Genomic DNA, 17,103 nt, shown 5'->3' with positions numbered 1-17,103 from the left:
ACCGTCACGCTCTGAATGCGAACAGTGAAACCCCTCACGGAAAGTACGGAAGATCATGAAGCAGCCCAAGGAAGTGGAAACCGTGACGACGGAATTGCGGGAAGCCCTCGCCCGCGTAGGAGTGGTGCTGCCGTCGCTGCACCCCGACCCCGTCTCGTACGCGCATCGGTACCTCCCGCCGCTCGTGGAACTGGGGTGCTGCACGATGGACGTCGCCCGGCGGCTGACCGCGGCGCTCGCCGAGTCCTCACCGGCCCCCGGCGAGCCTTCGCCGCCCCGGCAGGACACCGTCGCGGAGCGCCTGAGCATCGCGACCGCCTACGTCAACGCGCGCAGCCGGGGCGAGCGGGCCTGAGGGACGCCCGCCCCCGCCGATGCGCGAGAATGGCGCCATGAGTCTGTTCCGCGACGACGGCATCGTGCTGCGCACCCAGAAGCTGGGTGAGGCGGACCGGATCATCACGCTGCTCACCCGGGGGCATGGACGGGTCCGGGCGGTGGCCCGTGGGGTGCGGCGGACGAAATCGAAGTTCGGGGCGCGGCTGGAGCCGTTCTCGCACGTCGATGTGCAGTTCTATGCGCGCGGCAGCGAGCTGATCGGGCGCGGGCTGCCGCTGTGTACGCAGAGCGAGACGATCGCCGCGTACGGCGGCGGGATCGTCACGGACTACGCCCGCTACACGGCCGGGACGGCCATGCTGGAGACCGCCGAGCGGTTCACCGACCACGAGGGCGAGCCCGCCGTGCAGCAGTATCTGCTGCTGGTCGGCGGGCTGCGGACGCTGGCCCGCGGTGAGCACGAGCCGCATCTGGTGCTGGACGCCTTTTTGCTGCGCTCGCTCGCCGTCAACGGCTATGCGCCGAGTTTCGACAGCTGTGCACGGTGCGGGCTGCCCGGTCCCAATCGGTTCTTCTCCGTGGGGGCGGGCGGTGTGACCTGCGGTGACTGCCGGGTGCCGGGGAGCGTCGTACCCTCCTCTGAGGCCATTGGGCTCCTGAGCGCGCTGCTGACCGGCGACTGGGAGACCGCGGACGCCTGCGAGGCCCGTCATGTCCGGGAGGGCAGCGGACTCGTCGCGGCGTATCTGCACTGGCATTTGGAGCGGGGCCTGCGTTCCCTCCGGTATGTAGAGAAATAGCGAAAACGACCCTCAAGACAAAACGCCCCTCAAGACACATAGGAGACGTGGGCCGCATGGCACGACGCGGGATTCTGGGCCGCAATCGACGCGAGTACGAGACGCCCGAGCTGCACCCCTCCGGTGCGCGGCCGCCGAAGATCCCCGGTGAGCTCGTCCCGAACCATGTGGCGGTCGTCATGGACGGCAACGGCCGGTGGGCCAAGGAGCGCGGGCTGCCGCGCACCGAGGGCCACAAGGTCGGCGAGGGCGTCGTCATGGACGTCCTCAAGGGCTGCATCGAAATGGGCGTGAAGAATCTTTCGCTGTACGCCTTCTCGACGGAGAACTGGAAGCGGTCCCCCGACGAGGTCCGCTTCCTGATGAACTTCAACCGCGATGTGATCCGGCGGCGCCGCGACGAAATGGACGCGCTGGGTATTCGTATCCGGTGGGTCGGCCGGATGCCGAAGCTGTGGAAGTCCGTGGTGCAGGAGCTCCAGATCGCCCAGGAGCAGACCAAGGACAATGACGCCATGACGCTGTATTTCTGCGTGAATTACGGCGGGCGGGCCGAGATCGCGGATGCGGCGGCGGCCATCGCGGCGGATGTTCGGGCCGGAAAGCTGGACCCGTCGAAGGTGAACGAGAAGACCGTCGCGAAGTACATGTACTACCCGGACATGCCGGACGTGGATCTCTTTGTGCGGCCGTCGGGTGAGCAGCGGACCTCGAATTACCTGATCTGGCAGAGCGCCTATGCCGAGATGGTCTTCCAGGACATTCTGTGGCCGGACTTCGACCGGCGGAATCTGTGGCAGGCCTGCCTGGAGTACGCGAAGCGCGACCGCCGGTTCGGGGCGGCGCCGGAGGCGGAGGGGCATCCCGCGAAGTAAGGCGGAAGGCCGGCCGGCAAGGCTGGGCGGCCAGGGGCGTACAAGGGTCCGGCGGCGTTCGCTCCGAACGCCGCCGGACCCTTGCCCGTGCAGGCCCCGCGTAGGCCCGTCCCGTCAGGAGTGCCAGATCTCGCGGAGGTGCGAGACGGTGCCGGAGCCGTTCACGGTGATCTCGTAGAGGTCTCCCGAGCAGGCGAGCGGCGGCTCGACCTGGTCGTGCCGCAGGCAGGCGGAGAGGTGCCGGGTCAGCTCGGCGACGGTCACCGTGCGGTGGCCGGTCGCGCCGGTGCTCAGCTCGGCCGTGGCCCCCGGGGCCAGCGGTTGGCGGGCCGCCTTCCCCGTCCCCGCATACCCGCCGCCGTTGGGATCACAGGCGAACTTCGCCTCCCGGACGGAGAGCGCGCCGTGCGACGGCGCGGCCATGACCTGCACGATCCGGTGGCCCTTGGCCAACTTGCCGGGGGTGCAGTCGGAGGTCGGTTCCGGGTCGATCGGCAGGTCCTTCACGGGCGAGGCCGAGGCCGAAGCGGGGGCCGAGGGGGCCGGTGAGCCGGACGGTGTGGCCGCCGGGGACGAGGCGGCCGGGGCGGACGAGCCGGTGGCCTCCGGGGAGGCGTCCGTGTCCGCACCCTTGCAGGAGGTGAGCGTGGCCAGTGCCGCGGCACATACGGCCGCGGTGAGCAGGCGGCGGGTGAACATGCAGGCGTTCTCTCTCGTGTGCGGGGCAGAGCGGGGCGGGGCAGGGCGGGGCGGGGTTGAGGGGCCGGCTCGGACCGGGGCCGAAGGGCCGGCCCGGACCGGGCTGCGGTGTCAGGCGCCCCGCAGCCCCGGGCCGATCCGTCGGTCGCGTCCTAGAGGCCGTTGCGGCGGTAGGGCACGTACGGCTGGCCGATCGACCTCTCGTGCGCGGCGTCGCCGGAGTAGTACGGATACGGGATGACGTGCGAGACGGTGCCCTGGGAGCCGTTGTCCTCCAGGGCGATGTACTTGGTGTGCTCCTTGTCGGCCCAGCCGCCGAAGAGGACGGTGTGGTCGCCGGCGACCAGCGCGTCGCCCGGCTGGAGGTCGTCCTTGGTGATCACGTGGGCGGTGTCGTTGCCCATCAGGCCGTAGGTGTTCAGGCCCGGAGGCTGGAGGCCCCAGGCGGCGGAGACGAACCCTGAGCAGTCGTCCCGGTAGCCGTTGGTGGTGGCCGACTGGCTGTAGCCGATCCGGTGCTCCACCCGCTCCAGGGCGCGGTCGATGATGTCCTTGCGCTCGCCCGGCAGGCCGGAGGTATCGGGAGCGGTCTCGACGCCGGCACCGGTGGTCGTGTGGTGCTTGCCCGGCGACCAGGCGTCCCAGTCGCCCTTCGTCTCCCACTTGCCGTCGCCGTGCCCCTCGGTGGGGGCCGGGCCGGAGGCGCCGCCCCCACCGGCGGAGCCGCCGTTGCCGCCACCGCCGCCACCGCCGCCGTTGCCGCCGCCACCGGAGCCGCCGCCGGTGTGTCCGGGGGAGTGGGGGGCCTCGTGCTTCTTCCGGTCCTTGATCTTCTTCAGTTCATCTTCGATCTTCTTCTCATTGGCCTCGTACTCGGCCTTGACCTTCTTGATCTTCTCGGCGTCGCCCGCCAGCTCCTCGAGCAGCTTCTTCTTGTTCTCCTCGAGGCGCTCGCTCACCTCGGCGATGGCCTTCACGTCCGCGAGCACCTGGTAGGCGATGCCGAAACCGGGGAGCTGCGCGAGCGGCGCCGTCGCGAGGTCGATCCCCGCGGCCGTGACCAGCGTCTTCTTGATCTCCCCCAGCTGCTGGTTGAGCTCCAGCATCCGCCGGCTGACCGCGCGCCAGTCCTTCTCGATCTTGGCGAGTTCCGCCATCTCCACGCCGAACGTGTCGCCTGCCATCCGTACAACCCCCGTGATGTGGTGAGGGACCGCGAAGAGCCGGCATGCCGAGGAGGTATCGCGGTCTGAAAGCCTCGGGCTCCGCGGATGGGGAGCCCGGTGAATGTGGAGCCCGGTGAATACGGCGTCCGGTGAATACGGCGTCCGTTGAATACGGAGTCCGGTGAAGGGTGAACTCCGTGGGCGCAGCGCCCCGGACGGGACTGACGTGGTGTCAGTAGACTTGGGACAGCCGGGTGACCGATGTGCCCAGCGTGGAGAGGTCGTCGGAGATCTTGTTCATCTCCTTGACGCGGCCGTGCGCGACGGTGACGAAGGCGTCGGATGCCGGACCGTGCCAAGTGAGGTGGTCCAGGGTGGAGTTGATCTCCTTGGTCAGGCCGTCCAGCTCGGTGCTCAGCTTCTTCAGCTCGGCCGCGATCTTCTGTAGGTCGGCCTCGCCGCCGCCGAACATCTGGGTCAGCACCCAGTGCGCGATCTCGGCCGGCGCCATCATGACGTCCTTGCCGATCTCGACCACGTCGCCGACCAGCTTTGTGCCGTCGTCCCAGAGTTCTCCGAGAACGCCCATATTCTCCCCCGTGGTATGCGCGTAGAGCCACGCTGATGCCGCGTCAAGGCTAGCACCAGCGTGTACCTGACAGTTATCCCCAGGAGCGGGTCCGATGAAGATGACCACCGCGGGTCCGGCGACGACGAGGACCGCGGGTCCGGGCAGACGGAAGGGCCGCCTCCATGCGAAGGCGGCCCTCTCGTGTGCTTGCTACTGCTACTGCTACTGCTGTTCCGCGGTCTGCCGGCCCGCGCACTCCCCGCACGTTCCGAAGATCTCGATGGTGTGCGCGACGTCCTGGAAGCCGTGCTCCTTGGCGATCTGGTCGGCCCACTTCTCCACCGCGGGGCCCTCGACCTCGACGGCCTTGCCACAGGCCCGGCACACCAGATGGTGGTGGTGATCGTCGGTGCTGCACCGGCGGTAGACCGCCTCGCCCTCGCTGGTGCGCAGCACGTCGACCTCACCGGCGTCGGCGAGGGACTGGAGCGTCCGGTAGACCGTGGTCAGCCCGACCGAGTCGCCCTTGTGCTTGAGCATGTCGTGCAGCTCCTGCGCACTGCGGAACTCGTCGACCTCGTCGAGTGCGGCCGACACCGCGGTCCGCTGTCGCGTCGACCGGCCGCGTACCGGAGATCCCGCGCTCGTCGCCACCGTTGCCTCCCTAGAACGTCAGGACTTCCCCCTGTACGTGCGTCCCGCCATTGTGCCAGGTGATGACCGGACCACCGGGGGGACGCCGACGCGTACAGCTGTCTGCCGAAAGCTACCCGCCGCCGCCTCACCACCCGCGTTCATCCGGCCACGCTCACGTCGTCCGTGGCGGGGCGGCCGCCGGGTACCTCCAGAGTGCACCCCTTGGCGTCCTCTGCGGCAGCCCTGGCGCGCTTTTTCGCGAGCGGCGCGGCGAGCGCCGTGAAGAGGACGAACAGGGCGATGGCGAACAGCACGATGGTGGCGCCGGACGGCACGTCCACGTAGTACGAGGTGGCGGTGCCCGTAAGAGTGACCGCGACACCGATCGCGACGGCCACCGTGAAGGTGACCGCGAAGCTGCGGCTGATCTGCTGGGCGGCCGCGACCGGGATCACCATCAGGGCGCTGACCAGCAGCAGCCCGACGACGCGCATGGCGACGGTGACGGTGACCGCGGCGGTGACGGCGACCAGCAGATTGAGCAGCCGCACCGGCAGGCCCGTCACCCGGGCGAACTCCTCGTCCTGGCAGACGGCGAACAGCTGGCGGCGCAGCCCGATCGTGATCGCCAGCACCAGGGCCGCCAGGACGTAGATCGTGGTCATGTCCTGCGGGGAGACAGTGGTGATCGAACCGAAGAGGTAGGTGCCGAGGTTGGCGTTGGAGCCGGCGTCGGAGAGGTTCATCAGCATCACACCGCCCGCCATGCCGCCGTAGAACAGCATGGCCAGCGCGAGGTCACCGCGGGTCTTGCCGTACCAGCGGATCAGCTCCATGACGACGGAGCCGGCGATGGCGACGGCGGTGGCGACCCACACCGGGCTGGTGTTGAGCAGAAAGCCGAGGCCGACGCCGGTGAGCGCGACATGGCCGATTCCGTCGCCCATCAGGGCCTGGCGGCGCTGGACGAGGTAGATGCCGATGGCGGGAGCGGTGATGCCGACGATCAGGGCGGCGATCAAGGCCCGCTGCATGAAGGCGTAGTTCAGGATTTCCATGTCGGTCGTCCTCGCAGAAGGGAGCCGGTGCTCGGGCGGTGGCGGGCCGGGGTGCGGGGGGTGTTCCCCGAAGAGCGCGGCATCAGCTCAGCAGCCCCGTCCGGATCGGTTCCGCGGCCGCATCGGCGTGCGGGTGGACATGGTCGTGGCCGGGCAGCGCGTGCTGGCCCACGGCCTCGGGCGGCGGGCCGTCGTGGACCACACAGCCGTCCCGCAGCACCACCGCGCGGTCGATCAGCGGCTCCAGCGGGCCCAGCTCGTGCAGGACGAGCAGGACCGTCGCGCCGCGGCCGACCTGTTCGCGCAGTGCGGAGGCGAGCACCTCCTGGCTGGCCAGGTCGACGCCGGCCATCGGCTCGTCCATGATCAGCAGCTCCGGTTCGCCGGCCAGCGCGCGGGCGATCAGCACCCGCTGGTGCTGTCCGCCGGAGAGCGCGTTGACGGAGTCCTTGGCCCGGTCCGCCATGCCGACCAGCTCCAGGGCGCGGTGCACCGCGGCCCGGTCGGCCTTGCGCAGGATGCCCAGCTTCGTACGGGCGAGCCGGCCGGCCGTGACGACCTCGCGGACGGTGGCGGGGACGCCGCCGGCCGCGGTGGTGCGCTGCGGTACGTACCCGATCCGGGCCCAGTCCCTGAACCGGCGGAACGGCGTGCCGAAGAGCGACAGCTCGCCGCCGGTGAGAGGGACCTGGCCGATCACGGAGCGTACGGCGGTGGACTTGCCGGAGCCGTTGGCGCCGAGCAGGGCCACGACCTCGCCGGAGCGCACGGTCAGGTCGACGCCGCGCAGCACGGGGCGGGCCCCCAGGGAGGCGGTGGCCCCGTGCAGGTCGATGACCGGCTGGGCGGGCGACTGGTTCATGGTGACCTCCGTCACGTGCTGTGCGGTGTCCGTCACTTGCTGCCGAGCGCCTTCTGGAGCGCGGCGAGGTTGGCGTGCTGCACCTCGAAGTAGTCCCGGCCGCGGGACTTGCCGGTGATGCCTTCCAGCGGGTCCAGGACATCGGTCTTCAGGTGCAGGTCACCGGCCAGGGCCTTGGCGGTGGCCGGGTTGGCGATCGTCTCGAAGAAGACCGTGGAGACGTGGTGCTTCTTCGCGAGGGTGTGCAGGTCCTTGATGCGGTGGGCGCTGGGCTCGGACTCCGGGTCGAGGCCGCTGATGGCCTCCTCGGTCAGGCCGTAGCGCTCGGCGAGGTAGCCGAAGGCCGCGTGGGTGGTGAGGAAGGTGCCCGAGGGGCGCTTCTTCAGCCCGTCCCGGAACTCCTTGTCCAGCCCGTCCAGCTTCTTCACCAGCGCATCGGTGTTCTTCTGGAAGTCGGCCTTGTGGTCCGGGTCCGCCTTGGCGAGGGTCTTGTTGACGCCCTTGGCGACCTCGGCGTACTTCACGGGGTCGAGCCAGATGTGGGGGTCGTTGCCGCCCTCGGCCTCGGAGTGCGAGTGATTGTCGCCGGTGGTGTGGTCGTGGCCGTCGACCTCGGTGCCGTGCTTTTCGAGGGAGGTCAGCGAGGCGGCGTCGGCGACGTGCTTGTTGCCGGACTGCGCGACGGCGTCGTCCACGGCGGGCTGGAGGCCCTTGAGGTAGACGATCGCGCCGGACTCGCCGAGCTGGCCGGTCTGCCGCGGGGTGAGCTCCAGGTCGTGCGGCTCGACACCCGGCTTGGTGAGGTCGGTCACCTCGACGTGCTTCCCGCCGATCTGCCGGGCGAGGAATTCCATGGGGTAGAAGGACGCTGTCACCCGCAGCTTGCCGTCCTCGGTGCGGGCGCCGCCGGCGGGGGAGCAGGCGGAGAGAGCCAGCAGGCCGAGCACCGAGACTCCGGCGAGGGCCGCGGTGGATATATGACGGCGTATGTTCATGACACTCATTTTCAACAAAGTTGGAAACGATTGTCAACAACAGGGAGGGTGGGTGTGAGCGGGGCGACAGTGGGCCGGAACTGATCCACAACCGATCCGGAACCGATTTGATCCGGGGGGTACGGCCGCCGGTACCCTGAACTATTCGCCCACCCGTCTCCCGACCACCACCCCCCATCGAGGCGCTAGGGCGCTGCCCATCCATCGTTCGTCGTCGTAATGAAGAGAGCACCGTGGCCGCCGACAAGATCGATACCATCGTCAGCCTGAGCAAGCGCCGTGGCTTCGTATACCCGTGCAGTGAGATCTACGGCGGCTCCCGCGCTGCCTGGGACTACGGTCCCCTGGGCGTCGAGCTCAAGGAGAACATCAAGCGTCAGTGGTGGCGCGCCATGGTCACCTCGCGCGAAGACGTCGTCGGTCTCGACTCGTCGGTGATCCTGGCCCCCGAGGTCTGGCAGGCGTCCGGCCACGTCGCCACCTTCACCGACCCGCTCACCGAGTGCACCTCCTGCCACAAGCGCTTCCGCGCCGACCACCTGGAAGAGGCGTACGAGGCCAAGCACGGCAAGCTCCCGGCGAACGGCCTCGCCGACCTGAACTGCCCGCACTGCGGCAACAAGGGCAGCTTCACCGAGCCCAAGCAGTTCTCCGGCCTGCTCTCCACCCACCTCGGCCCCTCGCAGGACACCGCCTCGGTCGCCTACCTGCGCCCCGAGACCGCGCAGGGCATCTTCACCAACTTCGCCCAGGTGCAGCAGACTTCCCGCAAGAAGCCGCCGTTCGGCATCGCGCAGATGGGCAAGTCCTTCCGCAACGAGATCACGCCCGGCAACTTCATCTTCCGGACCCGCGAGTTCGAGCAGATGGAGATGGAGTTCTTCGTCAAGCCGGGCGAGGACGAGCAGTGGCAGGAATACTGGATGGAGCAGCGGTGGAACTGGTACCGCGACCTCGGCATCCGCGAGGAGAACATCCGCTGGTTCGAGCACCCGGCCGAGAAGCTCTCGCACTACTCCAAGCGCACCGCTGACATCGAGTACCGCTTCAACTTCGGCGGCACCGAGTTCTCCGAGCTGGAGGGTGTGGCCAACCGCACCGACTACGACCTGTCCGCGCACGCCAAGGCGTCCGGCCAGGACCTCTCCTACTTCGACCAGGAGGCCGGCGAGCGCTGGACTCCGTACGTCATCGAGCCGGCGGCCGGTGTGAACCGCGCGATGCTCGCCTTCATGCTCGACGCGTACATCGAGGACGAGGCGCCCAACGCCAAGGGCAAGATGGAGAAGCGCACCGTCATGCAGCTCGACCCGCGCCTGGCGCCGGTCAAGGTTGCGGTGCTGCCGCTGTCCCGTAACCCGCAGCTGTCGCCGAAGGCGAAGGGGCTGGCCACGGACCTGCGCAAGAACTGGAACATCGAGTTCGACGACGCGGGCGCGATCGGCCGCCGCTACCGCCGCCAGGACGAGATCGGCACGCCGTTCTGCGTCACGGTCGACTTCGACACCCTCGACGACAACGCGGTGACCGTGCGCGAGCGCGACACCATGAAGCAGGAGCGGGTCAGCTTGGACCAGATCCAGGCCTACCTGGGCGCGCGACTGCTCGGCTGCTAACTCCCGCGGTGCGGCGCCGGCCCCTTCCGGGGCCGCGCCCATCTGCGACCTCAAGCGCCGGCCGGCCTCGGATTTTCCGGGGGTGGCCGGCGCTTTTGGGTGCAGGGGTGCGGGTGGGTTGGGGGAGGGGCAGCGCGGTGGTGGTGAGGGCGATGGGGGTGTGGGGGGTGAGCGCCGTGTGGGTCGATCGCCGTGTGGGCTGGTCGCCACGGGGTGATGGGCGTCGCGCCGGGGCGTGGGCTGGGTAGCGGGAATGCCGTCCGGTGTCCCCGCGTTGTGGCCCGCAGGGGGCCCGCGCACCCCTTACGGGATCTGTTCGTCCACCCCCTAGGCATCTCACGTCCGCCGCGACGCGAGCCAGGCGGACAGGCCCGCCAGGGGGAGTTCCGCTCCGGCAGCCATGGCGAGGGCGGTGGCCAGTTCCGTGCCGGGGGCGGCGGTGGCCAGGTCGAGGCAGGCGTCGGCGAGGAGCAGGACGGCCGCGGCGGCCGCGGGGGCGCGGTGGCGGGAGTCGCCGCGCAGCAGCCGGGTGCCGGCGGTGAGGAGGGCGGCGGCCTCCAGGGCGTCCAGGGCGACCCAGGCGGCGGCCTCGGCGGGCGGGAGGGTGCCCGCCAGGTAGCCGAGCCAGGGGAGGAGGGCGAGCCCGGCGCCGGTCAGGATCCTGCCCTGCCGACGGCGGGCGGCACTGAGCGGCGCCGGGCCGATGCCGCCGATGCGGCTGCAACTGCCGCTTATGGAAGCCGAGTTGAATGTGCTGAGGGCCATGGAGAGGGTCTCTTCCGGAGTCGCGAACCCGGCCGTCGGGCTCGTGATCAACACTCCGGTTTTCGCAGGCCACCGTCAGTAACGTCGCTGTCCGACTTGGGGTGGCACCAGCTACACCCCCGCTACGGACACTGCTGTCATGGCCGCCGCGTGAACCGGCCCCATACGGTTGGACCATGACCGTCCCGCCCCGGCTGCGCCGGGCTCTCGTACGTATGCGGCGTGACATCGCCTTCATAGCCGCCGGGATGACGCTGCATCTCCTCCCGCTGCTGCTGCACTGCTGGGTGGTCATGCTGCTGCTCGGCACGGTGTTCGACCCGGACCCCGATACGCCGGTGGTGCTGGCGTTCTCGCTTCCCCTGCTGTTCGTCGCGGGCTGGGGGCTGACCGAGCCGCAGCGCTGGCGGTTCCGGGCGCTGTGCGGAGTGGAGCTGCCGCGGCTGCGGTTCAGGGAGATCAAGCGGCAGTTCGGCTACAACTTGCTGATCGGCCCGCTGCTCGTGGTGCTGGAACTCCTGCTGCTGGCACTTCTTTTGGCGGCGGTGGCGGCGTCGCTGGTTCTGGTGTGGGTCTGGCTGGTGCCGTGGCAGTGGCGGCGCGACCACGGGGGCTACGTCGTCCCGGGCGGATACCTCACGGTGGCGGGGCTGCTGGCGCTCGCCGCGGTGCCCCCGCTCGCCGGCGGGCTCGTGCGGCTGGAGATCCTGGTGGGGCGGGCGGTGCTGGGCGTGAGCCGGTCCGACGAGCTGGCGCGCAGGGTCGAGGACCTCACCGAGAGCCGGGCCGGTGCGGTGGACGCCGCCGACGCCGAGCGGCGGCGCATCGAGCGCGATCTGCATGACGGCGCACAACAGCGGCTGGTGTCGCTGGCCCTGAACCTCGGGCTGGCCAAGGCCACACTGACGGATCTGCCACCGGAGGCGCAGCAGGTCATCGATGCCGCGCACCGTGAGGCGAAGGACGCGATCGAGGAGCTCAACAACCTGGTGCGGGGGCTCCATCCGGCCGTTCTGGACGAACTGGGGCTGGATGCGGCGCTGTCGGGTCTCGCGGCGCGCGCGCCACTGCCCGTACGGCTGCGGGTGGATCTGCCGACGGACCTGCCTTCGGGCCTGCCGGCGGACCTGCCGACGGATCTGCCGCAGCGCATGGCGCCGGCCGTCGAGGCGGTCGCCTACTTCGTCGTCTCCGAGGCGCTGACGAATATCGCCAAGCATGCGCGGGAGGCGACCCGGGCGGAGGTGACGGTCACCCGGCTCGGCGAGATACTTCGGGTGGTGATCGCCGACGACGGTTCGGGCGGCGCCGATCCGTCCGGGGGAAGCGGTCTGAAGGGGCTCGCCCAGCGCGTGCGGTCCGTGGACGGAACACTCCGGATGAGCAGCCCCGTGGGGGGCCCGACCATGATGAGCGTGGAGCTGCCGTGCCCGATGTGAGGCGTGCCGTGATCGCCGAGGACTCCGTACTGCTGCGGATCGGGCTGGTCAAGGTGGTGGAGATGGCCGGGTTCGAGGTGGTGGCCGAGGCGGGGGACGCGCAGGAGCTGCTGGCGGCGGTCGGGGAACACCGGCCCGACCTCGCGGTGGTGGACGTCCGGATGCCCCCGGGTTTCACCGACGAGGGCGTACGCGCCGCGCTGTCCATCCGCCGGGACCGGCCCGGCACGGCCGTGCTGATGCTCTCCCAGTACGTCGAGGAGCGCTACGCGGCCGATCTGCTCGCGACGAACACCAGCGGCGTCGGCTATCTGCTCAAACAACGGGTCGCGGACGTCGAGGAGTTCATCGAGGCACTGCGCAGGGTGGCGGCCGGCGGCACCGCGCTCGACCCGCAGGTCGTCGCCCAGCTGCTGGTACGTCGGGCGAGCGATCCGCTGGAGCGGCTGACGGCCCGCGAACGGGACGTCCTCGCCCTGATGGCCGAGGGCCGCTCCAACGCGGGAATCGCCGCCCAGCTCGTGGTGAGCGAGAGCGCGGTCGCCAAACACATCAACAACATCCTCGCCAAACTGGACCTGCCGAAGGCGGACGCCGACCACCGGCGGGTGCTGGCGGTGCTGCACTTCCTGGGGGTGGGGGGCCCGGGGGCGTCGGCCCTCGCTCCCGGACACCACCCCCCGGCCCCCTGAGCAGCGCAGCAACCGCCGCTGACCGGAGGCGCGCACGCCCCAAGTGGGCGCAATCCGGCCCTAGTTGGCCCACGGCGGCGCCATGGTGCTGCCGTCGGCCAGCTCGGCGGTCAGGCCGGTACGGGTGGTGACCCACATGTGCGCCGGCTCGTCGGCCTGATTGGCCACCGCGAGTGCGGAGCCCGCGGGAGCCACCGCCGCATCACCGGGGCCGAGCTCGGCGATCTCACCGTCGATGGAGAAGCGCAGCCGTCCGGACAGGACGTAGAAGGTTTCCTCCTGGCTGATGACGTGGGCCGGGGGCACCGTTGCGGCCGGAACTTCGCAGGTCCAGGCCGCGAGATCCCGGCTGCCGGTGGCCGGCCGGACGTAGGAGCGGAAGCGTGCGCCGTGGATTTCGTGAACGACGGCCTCGTGGCTGCGGATAAAGGGCATGTCGGCCTCCCCGGGCAGGCGGCGCGGCGGCAGCGGCGCACAGCGGTGCGCAGTGCCGCCCGGCGATGCCTCCCTATATGGACAAGTTGCTTGTCCATATAGACAAGCTGGTTGTCCAGTTATAGTCAAGGCATGGATGACGCCCTGTCCCTCTCCACGCTCGTGCTCGCGCTGTCCGGACAGTTGGTGCAGGAGATTCACACCCGTGTGTCCGAGCAGGGTTTTGCGGACCTGCGCCCGGTTCACGGGTTCGCCTTCGCCCGGATCTCCCGGGGCGACGTCACCACCGCCGGTCTGGCCGAGCACCTGGGGGTCACCAAGCAGGCCGCCGCCCAACTGGTCGAGGAGCTGGTCCGCAAGGAGTATGTGCGGCGCCGGCCGCACCCCCAGGACGCCCGTGCCCGGCTCCTGGAGCTGACCGAGCGGGGCTGGGCCGCGACGCGTGCCGCCGACGAGGCCGCCCGGGCGGCCGTCGCGCCATGGCAGGAGACGCTGGGGGCGGAACGTTTTGAAGCACTCACCGCCGACCTGGCCCGACTCGCACCGAACGGGCCGATCCGGCCTGCCTGGTGAGCCGGGGGCGTCCGGGTTCTGCTGCCTCTCGTGGGCTTCGGCGGCTGTGGCTTCGGGCGGCTCGTGGCTTCGGGTGGCTTGGGGCCTTACGGCGGTGCCCGCCCGCGCTCGCTTCGCGCCGTGAAAATGCGTTGCCGGGGGTGGGGCGGCGCGGGAGGCTTCAGGCATGTCCGACCATGAAGTCAGCGGTTCACAGGGGGTGGCCGCCCTCTTCTCCAAGGGGCGGCTGACGGCGATCCCGCGGAAGACGGCCCGCCGCGAGCAACTGCTCGTCCATCTCACGGAGACGTTGTTCGAGCGGGACCGGGAGTACACCGAGCGCGAGGTCAACGAGGCACTGCTGACGGTGCACGAAGACTGCTCGGCGCTGCGCCGCTACCTCGTCGTGGCGGGCCTGCTGACCAGGCCCAAGGACGGCAGCAGTTATCGGAGGGCCGGGTAGCGGCTCTCTCGGCGGGACGGTCGTCCCGGGCAGCGAGGTACCTGTCGCGGGGCGGGGGGCGGCGGCCGTTCTCGGTAGGGTCGGCCCACCGCACCGGACATGGAGGAGCCATGAGAGTCGTACAGACCGCCACGCTCCTGGTCGCGACCCTCGGCGTGGGGCTGATGGCCGGCCTGTTCGCCGCCTTTGCCTACGCGGTGATGCCGGGCCTCCGGCGGTCCGCCGACCGCACCTTCGTAGAGGCCATGCAGAACATCAACAGGGCCATCGTCAACGGCTGGTTCCTGCTCCCCTTTCTGCTGCCGGTCCCCTTGCTCGTCCTCGCCACCGTCCTGGCCTGGAACGGGCCCGGCCGGGTGGCACTGCCGTGGATTCTCGCCGCGCTGGTGCTGTACTTGGCGGGCTTCTTCGTCACCAGCGGCGTCAACGTCCCCCTCAACAACGCCCTCGACAAGGCCCGCCACAACGCCTTCGACAACGCCCTCGACAACGCCTTCGGCAAGGCTCCGACGGATGACGGTCCGGCTGCCTTGGGCGATGCCGGCGGCTCCCGCGGCCCCGGCGGCCCGGCCGATATGGCCGACACGGCCGACCGGCTTGGTGTGCTCAAGGCCGCGCGGGACAGCTTCGAGGGCCGGTGGGTCGCCTGGAACATCGTGCGCGCGCTCGCCCACACCGCCGCCTTCGGCATGCTCGCCTGGGCTCTCTTCCTGCATGGCGTGGCGGGGGCGGGGGCGGGGGCGGGGTGACGAGCCGTCCGGGCGCTGCTCGACGACTGGCAGCAGGCGAGGACGCCTTCCTGGCGCGGCCTCACACCCCTGCCGCGTTGCCGCGTTGCTGCGTTCCTGTGTCGCTGATCAGCGCAGACTCAGGCCGTTGGCGCCGATGATCACGTCGTAGGGGCCCGCCAGGCCGCCTTCGCCGATGTAGCACCGGTAGCCGCTGGGCTTGCCGACCGGGACCAGCCGGACCGTGGGAATGTCGTCGCAGCGCAGCGAGTCCCTGGTCTTTCCGCCGAGGGTGCCGTACCGCTTCCACGCCGTGGCGCGCACACCTTCGCGGGTGATCACTCCGCCCTTGACCGGCGTGGCGGTGTACTGCGTCATGATGAAGCCGCCCGTGGTCTCCACGCGGAAGGGCACGTCGATGCCCAGGTACTTGACGCTACAGGTGAACTTCTGGGGCTTGTCGCCGACCGCGTCGGTGTCACAGGAACTGCTCGTCGGCTTCGGGACCATGCCGCCCATGCGGAGAACCCTGGTTTCGAGCTCGTACTTGATCTTCTCCAGCACCGGCGCCTTCTCGCCGGGCGCGGGATGCTGGGGCGCGACCGCATCAAGCGCCGGTGCCGTCGGACGTGTCACGGGCGTGCCCTTGGCCTGCTCCGGCTCCGAGCCGCAGGCACCGGCCGTCAAGACCACCAGCGTCGCTATCGCCGCTGTCCGCAGGCATCTCCGCGAACTCACCATGGAACTCATTGCTGTCTCCCCGTTTCGTACCGTCAGTCATGAGCCGGTTGATCATAGAGAGCCGTCATGAACGTGGTCGAGCGGGGGCGGAGCGACCATCTCCGGCCGGAGAATGGCTCCGACCGGGGCGTTCGTTCTCCGTTCGTGTCCAGCGGATCTTCCGGGACGGGACACCGTACTTGTGAGCTTGTCCGCCCGATGGCGTGACTCACTGCCTCCGGGCTCCGCCGCGCCCAAAGGCTGAGAGGCCATCGGTCGCTGAGAGTAGGTCCCGCGCCTGATGTGTGCTTCGCGCTTGCTGGCTACTGTCGGCGCTCATGCAGACCACGAAGCTCGTTCCTCGCCAGGCGCCGGAACGTAGACGTGAAACCCTGGAACGGCTCGCCACCGAGCGGGATGTATGGGTGTCGACAGCTCATCCCGAACACGGGCCGCACCAGGTGCCACTGTGGTTCATGTGGGACGGGCGGGCGGTGTGGATGTGCACCGGTGCGACCTCCGCGACTGCACGGAACGTCCGCGAAGACCCGCGTGTGCGCCTGGGGTTGCCGGACACCTCCGATGTGGTGCTTCTCCAGGGCACGGTGGAGTGCTTCCCGGACCACGAGGTGCCCGGGGACGCAGCGCAGGCATTCGTCGACAAATTCGGGTGGGACCCACGCCGCGAAGACGGCCCCTTTCTCTACATCCGCTTGGTGCCGAAGACTGTCCGTGCGTGGCGCGGCGAGCAGGAACTACGCGGCAGAGTCATCATGCGGGATGGCGCGTGGGTGGCCTGAGCTTGCCGTCGGCCGGTCATGTGACTGCGCCTGACGCTCGGCCCGTCGTTCCGGTCGGCACTCCGTCAAAGGGGCGTCGAACCAGCAGGACGTCAGGGCCAATCACCGCGGCTCCACACGTGATCGCCCGGAGATCCCCTAGCTGCGCAGGCCCCGCAGCACCAGGTCGCGGACGGCCTCGAAGTCGGTGGTGATTTCGGGTCGGGACCACTCGGGGGCGTAACACGGGTCGTGGAAGCGGCCGGTGGCGTCGAAGACGGCGCGGGCGGTGGTGGCGGGGGAGGGGGTGTGGAACTCGCCCTCGCTGACGCCGGCTTCGATGATGGTGGTGAGCTGGGCTTCCAGATCGGTGATGTGACGGTCGACCACACCGCCGCTCTCCCCGATCAACGCCATATAGGTGGCGAACAGTTCGGGGTCGTCGCCTGCCTTGTGCCGCTTGGCCTCGAAGAGGGCGGTCAGCCAGCGGTCAAGGCGTTCCGGAGCTGGTCCTTCCGCCGCGACGATGACCGACAGTTCCTTGCTCGTACGGTCCAGCCAGCGCTCCGTGACCGCCTCCCGGAGTGCCGCCTTCGTACGGAAGTGGCGGTAGACGCTGCCGTGGCTGACGCCCAGGGCGCGCGCCACGTCCACGACCGTGGCCTTGGCCGGGCCGTAGCGACGCAGCACCTCCTCGGTGGCTTCGAGGATGCGCTCTGGGGTCAACGTCTCGGGCGGCATGGGGCGGGCGGCCTTTCGGAGAGGGCGGAGAGGGCGGAGAGGGCGGAGAGGGGGCGGCGGATGGTGCCGGGTGGTGCCGGTGGCACACCGGCGGGTGCCGGAACCGGCCGCGGGGTGCGTGTGTACACCGCGTCGGATCCGGGTGCCGGGTATGTACGGACGGTACCTGGCT

Annotated in this window: 21 protein-coding genes; 10 read left to right on the top strand and 11 right to left on the bottom strand. The window is 69.9% G+C overall.

Annotated elements, in window-relative coordinates:
* Positions 1-55: 55 nt before the first annotated feature.
* Genes M8I34_RS41715 through M8I34_RS29125 form a run of 3 tightly spaced genes read left to right on the top strand, consistent with a single transcriptional unit; the run spans position 56 to position 2,014 of the window.
* Positions 56-355 (top strand): hypothetical protein, encoded by a 300-nt coding sequence (locus M8I34_RS41715; protein WP_308372724.1) that lies wholly within the window; start codon positions 56-58, stop codon positions 353-355.
* Between the two features lie 37 nt (positions 356-392).
* Positions 393-1,139, top strand: a complete 747-nt coding sequence (gene recO, locus M8I34_RS29130) for a DNA repair protein RecO (protein ID WP_250054297.1) — start codon at positions 393-395, stop codon at positions 1,137-1,139.
* 56 nt (positions 1,140-1,195) lie between these two features.
* On the top strand, positions 1,196-2,014 hold the full coding sequence (locus M8I34_RS29125) for an isoprenyl transferase (protein WP_250054296.1): 819 nt from the start codon (positions 1,196-1,198) through the stop codon (positions 2,012-2,014).
* Positions 2,015-2,128: 114 nt separating this feature from the next.
* On the opposite strand, the gene M8I34_RS29120 is transcribed toward M8I34_RS29125, so the two are convergent.
* The 7 genes from M8I34_RS29120 to M8I34_RS29090 all read right to left on the bottom strand — a co-directional run bounded on the left by M8I34_RS29120 (position 2,129) and on the right by M8I34_RS29090 (position 8,001).
* Positions 2,129-2,713 carry a hypothetical protein gene (locus M8I34_RS29120; RefSeq protein ID WP_250054294.1) on the bottom strand — a complete coding sequence of 195 codons (585 nt, stop codon included), beginning with the start codon at positions 2,711-2,713 and terminating at the stop codon, positions 2,129-2,131.
* 152 nt (positions 2,714-2,865) lie between these two features.
* Positions 2,866-3,897, bottom strand: a complete 1,032-nt coding sequence (locus tag M8I34_RS29115; RefSeq protein ID WP_250054291.1) for a hypothetical protein — start codon at positions 3,895-3,897, stop codon at positions 2,866-2,868.
* 214 nt (positions 3,898-4,111) lie between these two features.
* A complete protein-coding gene (locus M8I34_RS29110) occupies positions 4,112-4,468 on the bottom strand; it encodes a WXG100 family type VII secretion target (RefSeq protein WP_030984532.1) in 357 nt (118 codons plus the stop codon).
* 204 nt (positions 4,469-4,672) lie between these two features.
* Positions 4,673-5,104 carry a Fur family transcriptional regulator gene (locus tag M8I34_RS29105; RefSeq protein ID WP_250054290.1) on the bottom strand — a complete coding sequence of 144 codons (432 nt, stop codon included), beginning with the start codon at positions 5,102-5,104 and terminating at the stop codon, positions 4,673-4,675.
* A 140-nt stretch (positions 5,105-5,244) separates the two neighbouring features.
* Positions 5,245-6,144, bottom strand: coding sequence for a metal ABC transporter permease (locus tag M8I34_RS29100; RefSeq protein ID WP_250054288.1), 900 nt, complete (start codon positions 6,142-6,144; stop codon positions 5,245-5,247).
* Positions 6,145-6,226: 82 nt separating this feature from the next.
* The gene (locus M8I34_RS29095) at positions 6,227-7,006 is read right to left on the bottom strand and encodes a metal ABC transporter ATP-binding protein (protein ID WP_250054371.1); all 780 of its coding nucleotides are present in this window, start codon (positions 7,004-7,006) and stop codon (positions 6,227-6,229) included.
* Between the two features lie 32 nt (positions 7,007-7,038).
* Positions 7,039-8,001 (bottom strand): metal ABC transporter substrate-binding protein, encoded by a 963-nt coding sequence (locus tag M8I34_RS29090; RefSeq protein ID WP_250054286.1) that lies wholly within the window; start codon positions 7,999-8,001, stop codon positions 7,039-7,041.
* Between the two features lie 233 nt (positions 8,002-8,234).
* On the opposite strand from M8I34_RS29090, the gene M8I34_RS29085 reads away from it, so the two are divergent.
* Positions 8,235-9,617: a glycine--tRNA ligase gene (locus tag M8I34_RS29085; RefSeq protein WP_244414872.1), complete on the top strand. Its 1,383-nt coding sequence runs from the start codon at positions 8,235-8,237 to the stop codon at positions 9,615-9,617.
* Positions 9,618-9,953: 336 nt separating this feature from the next.
* Here the strand turns inward: M8I34_RS29085 and M8I34_RS29080 are convergent, their stop codons facing one another.
* Positions 9,954-10,382 (bottom strand): hypothetical protein, encoded by a 429-nt coding sequence (locus M8I34_RS29080; RefSeq protein WP_250054285.1) that lies wholly within the window; start codon positions 10,380-10,382, stop codon positions 9,954-9,956.
* Positions 10,383-10,558: 176 nt separating this feature from the next.
* Between M8I34_RS29080 and M8I34_RS29075 the strand changes: the two genes are divergently transcribed.
* Both M8I34_RS29075 and M8I34_RS29070 read left to right on the top strand, forming a co-directional pair.
* Entirely contained in the window at positions 10,559-11,821 is a 1,263-nt protein-coding gene (locus tag M8I34_RS29075; RefSeq protein ID WP_250054283.1) for a sensor histidine kinase, read from the top strand.
* 8 nt (positions 11,822-11,829) lie between these two features.
* A complete protein-coding gene (locus M8I34_RS29070) occupies positions 11,830-12,513 on the top strand; it encodes a response regulator (protein ID WP_250054369.1) in 684 nt (227 codons plus the stop codon).
* Positions 12,514-12,573: 60 nt separating this feature from the next.
* Here M8I34_RS29070 and M8I34_RS29065 read toward each other — a convergent pair whose 3' ends face one another.
* Positions 12,574-12,948 (bottom strand): cupin domain-containing protein, encoded by a 375-nt coding sequence (locus tag M8I34_RS29065; RefSeq protein ID WP_250054281.1) that lies wholly within the window; start codon positions 12,946-12,948, stop codon positions 12,574-12,576.
* Between the two features lie 132 nt (positions 12,949-13,080).
* On the opposite strand from M8I34_RS29065, the gene M8I34_RS29060 reads away from it, so the two are divergent.
* From M8I34_RS29060 to M8I34_RS29050, 3 genes are all read left to right on the top strand, one after another.
* Positions 13,081-13,521: a MarR family winged helix-turn-helix transcriptional regulator gene (locus M8I34_RS29060; RefSeq protein WP_250054278.1), complete on the top strand. Its 441-nt coding sequence runs from the start codon at positions 13,081-13,083 to the stop codon at positions 13,519-13,521.
* A gap of 166 nt (positions 13,522-13,687) precedes the next feature.
* The gene (locus tag M8I34_RS29055; RefSeq protein WP_244414877.1) at positions 13,688-13,963 is read left to right on the top strand and encodes a DUF2087 domain-containing protein; all 276 of its coding nucleotides are present in this window, start codon (positions 13,688-13,690) and stop codon (positions 13,961-13,963) included.
* Positions 13,964-14,073: 110 nt separating this feature from the next.
* On the top strand, positions 14,074-14,712 hold the full coding sequence (locus tag M8I34_RS29050) for a DUF1772 domain-containing protein (protein WP_250054276.1): 639 nt from the start codon (positions 14,074-14,076) through the stop codon (positions 14,710-14,712).
* A gap of 108 nt (positions 14,713-14,820) precedes the next feature.
* Here the strand turns inward: M8I34_RS29050 and M8I34_RS29045 are convergent, their stop codons facing one another.
* Positions 14,821-15,441 carry a hypothetical protein gene (locus tag M8I34_RS29045; protein ID WP_250054274.1) on the bottom strand — a complete coding sequence of 207 codons (621 nt, stop codon included), beginning with the start codon at positions 15,439-15,441 and terminating at the stop codon, positions 14,821-14,823.
* A gap of 308 nt (positions 15,442-15,749) precedes the next feature.
* Between M8I34_RS29045 and M8I34_RS29040 the strand changes: the two genes are divergently transcribed.
* The gene (locus M8I34_RS29040) at positions 15,750-16,211 is read left to right on the top strand and encodes a pyridoxamine 5'-phosphate oxidase family protein (protein WP_250054272.1); all 462 of its coding nucleotides are present in this window, start codon (positions 15,750-15,752) and stop codon (positions 16,209-16,211) included.
* Between the two features lie 138 nt (positions 16,212-16,349).
* Here M8I34_RS29040 and M8I34_RS29035 read toward each other — a convergent pair whose 3' ends face one another.
* The gene (locus M8I34_RS29035) at positions 16,350-16,931 is read right to left on the bottom strand and encodes a TetR family transcriptional regulator (RefSeq protein WP_250054263.1); all 582 of its coding nucleotides are present in this window, start codon (positions 16,929-16,931) and stop codon (positions 16,350-16,352) included.
* Between the last annotated feature and the right edge of the window lie 172 nt (positions 16,932-17,103).

Origin of the sequence: Streptomyces sp. MCA2, from assembly GCF_023544705.1 — a bacterium.
Taxonomy (GTDB): domain Bacteria; phylum Actinomycetota; class Actinomycetes; order Streptomycetales; family Streptomycetaceae; genus Streptomyces; species Streptomyces decoyicus.
Note: the sequence above shows the minus strand (reverse complement) of the source record. Positions and strands in the feature narration are given on the sequence as shown.

Bases quoted from the DNA above. Each gene is read 5' to 3' on its own strand.
- M8I34_RS29050 (WP_250054276.1), top strand. From the start codon at position 14,074: ATGAGAGTCGTACAGACCGCCACGCTCCTGGTCGCGACCCTCGGCGTG.
- M8I34_RS29045 (WP_250054274.1), bottom strand. From the start codon at position 15,441: ATGAGTTCCATGGTGAGTTCGCGGAGATGCCTGCGGACAGCGGCGATA.
- M8I34_RS41715 (WP_308372724.1), top strand. From the start codon at position 56: ATGAAGCAGCCCAAGGAAGTGGAAACCGTGACGACGGAATTGCGGGAA.
- M8I34_RS29055 (WP_244414877.1), top strand. From the start codon at position 13,688: ATGTCCGACCATGAAGTCAGCGGTTCACAGGGGGTGGCCGCCCTCTTC.
- M8I34_RS29075 (WP_250054283.1), top strand. From the start codon at position 10,559: ATGACCGTCCCGCCCCGGCTGCGCCGGGCTCTCGTACGTATGCGGCGT.
- M8I34_RS29080 (WP_250054285.1), bottom strand. From the start codon at position 10,382: ATGGCCCTCAGCACATTCAACTCGGCTTCCATAAGCGGCAGTTGCAGC.
- M8I34_RS29110 (WP_030984532.1), bottom strand. From the start codon at position 4,468: ATGGGCGTTCTCGGAGAACTCTGGGACGACGGCACAAAGCTGGTCGGC.
- M8I34_RS29035 (WP_250054263.1), bottom strand. From the start codon at position 16,931: ATGCCGCCCGAGACGTTGACCCCAGAGCGCATCCTCGAAGCCACCGAG.
- M8I34_RS29065 (WP_250054281.1), bottom strand. From the start codon at position 12,948: ATGCCCTTTATCCGCAGCCACGAGGCCGTCGTTCACGAAATCCACGGC.
- M8I34_RS29095 (WP_250054371.1), bottom strand. From the start codon at position 7,006: ATGAACCAGTCGCCCGCCCAGCCGGTCATCGACCTGCACGGGGCCACC.
- M8I34_RS29040 (WP_250054272.1), top strand. From the start codon at position 15,750: ATGCAGACCACGAAGCTCGTTCCTCGCCAGGCGCCGGAACGTAGACGT.
- M8I34_RS29060 (WP_250054278.1), top strand. From the start codon at position 13,081: ATGGATGACGCCCTGTCCCTCTCCACGCTCGTGCTCGCGCTGTCCGGA.
- M8I34_RS29100 (WP_250054288.1), bottom strand. From the start codon at position 6,144: ATGGAAATCCTGAACTACGCCTTCATGCAGCGGGCCTTGATCGCCGCC.
- M8I34_RS29115 (WP_250054291.1), bottom strand. From the start codon at position 3,897: ATGGCAGGCGACACGTTCGGCGTGGAGATGGCGGAACTCGCCAAGATC.
- M8I34_RS29120 (WP_250054294.1), bottom strand. From the start codon at position 2,713: ATGTTCACCCGCCGCCTGCTCACCGCGGCCGTATGTGCCGCGGCACTG.
- recO (WP_250054297.1), top strand. From the start codon at position 393: ATGAGTCTGTTCCGCGACGACGGCATCGTGCTGCGCACCCAGAAGCTG.
- M8I34_RS29125 (WP_250054296.1), top strand. From the start codon at position 1,196: ATGGCACGACGCGGGATTCTGGGCCGCAATCGACGCGAGTACGAGACG.
- M8I34_RS29090 (WP_250054286.1), bottom strand. From the start codon at position 8,001: ATGAACATACGCCGTCATATATCCACCGCGGCCCTCGCCGGAGTCTCG.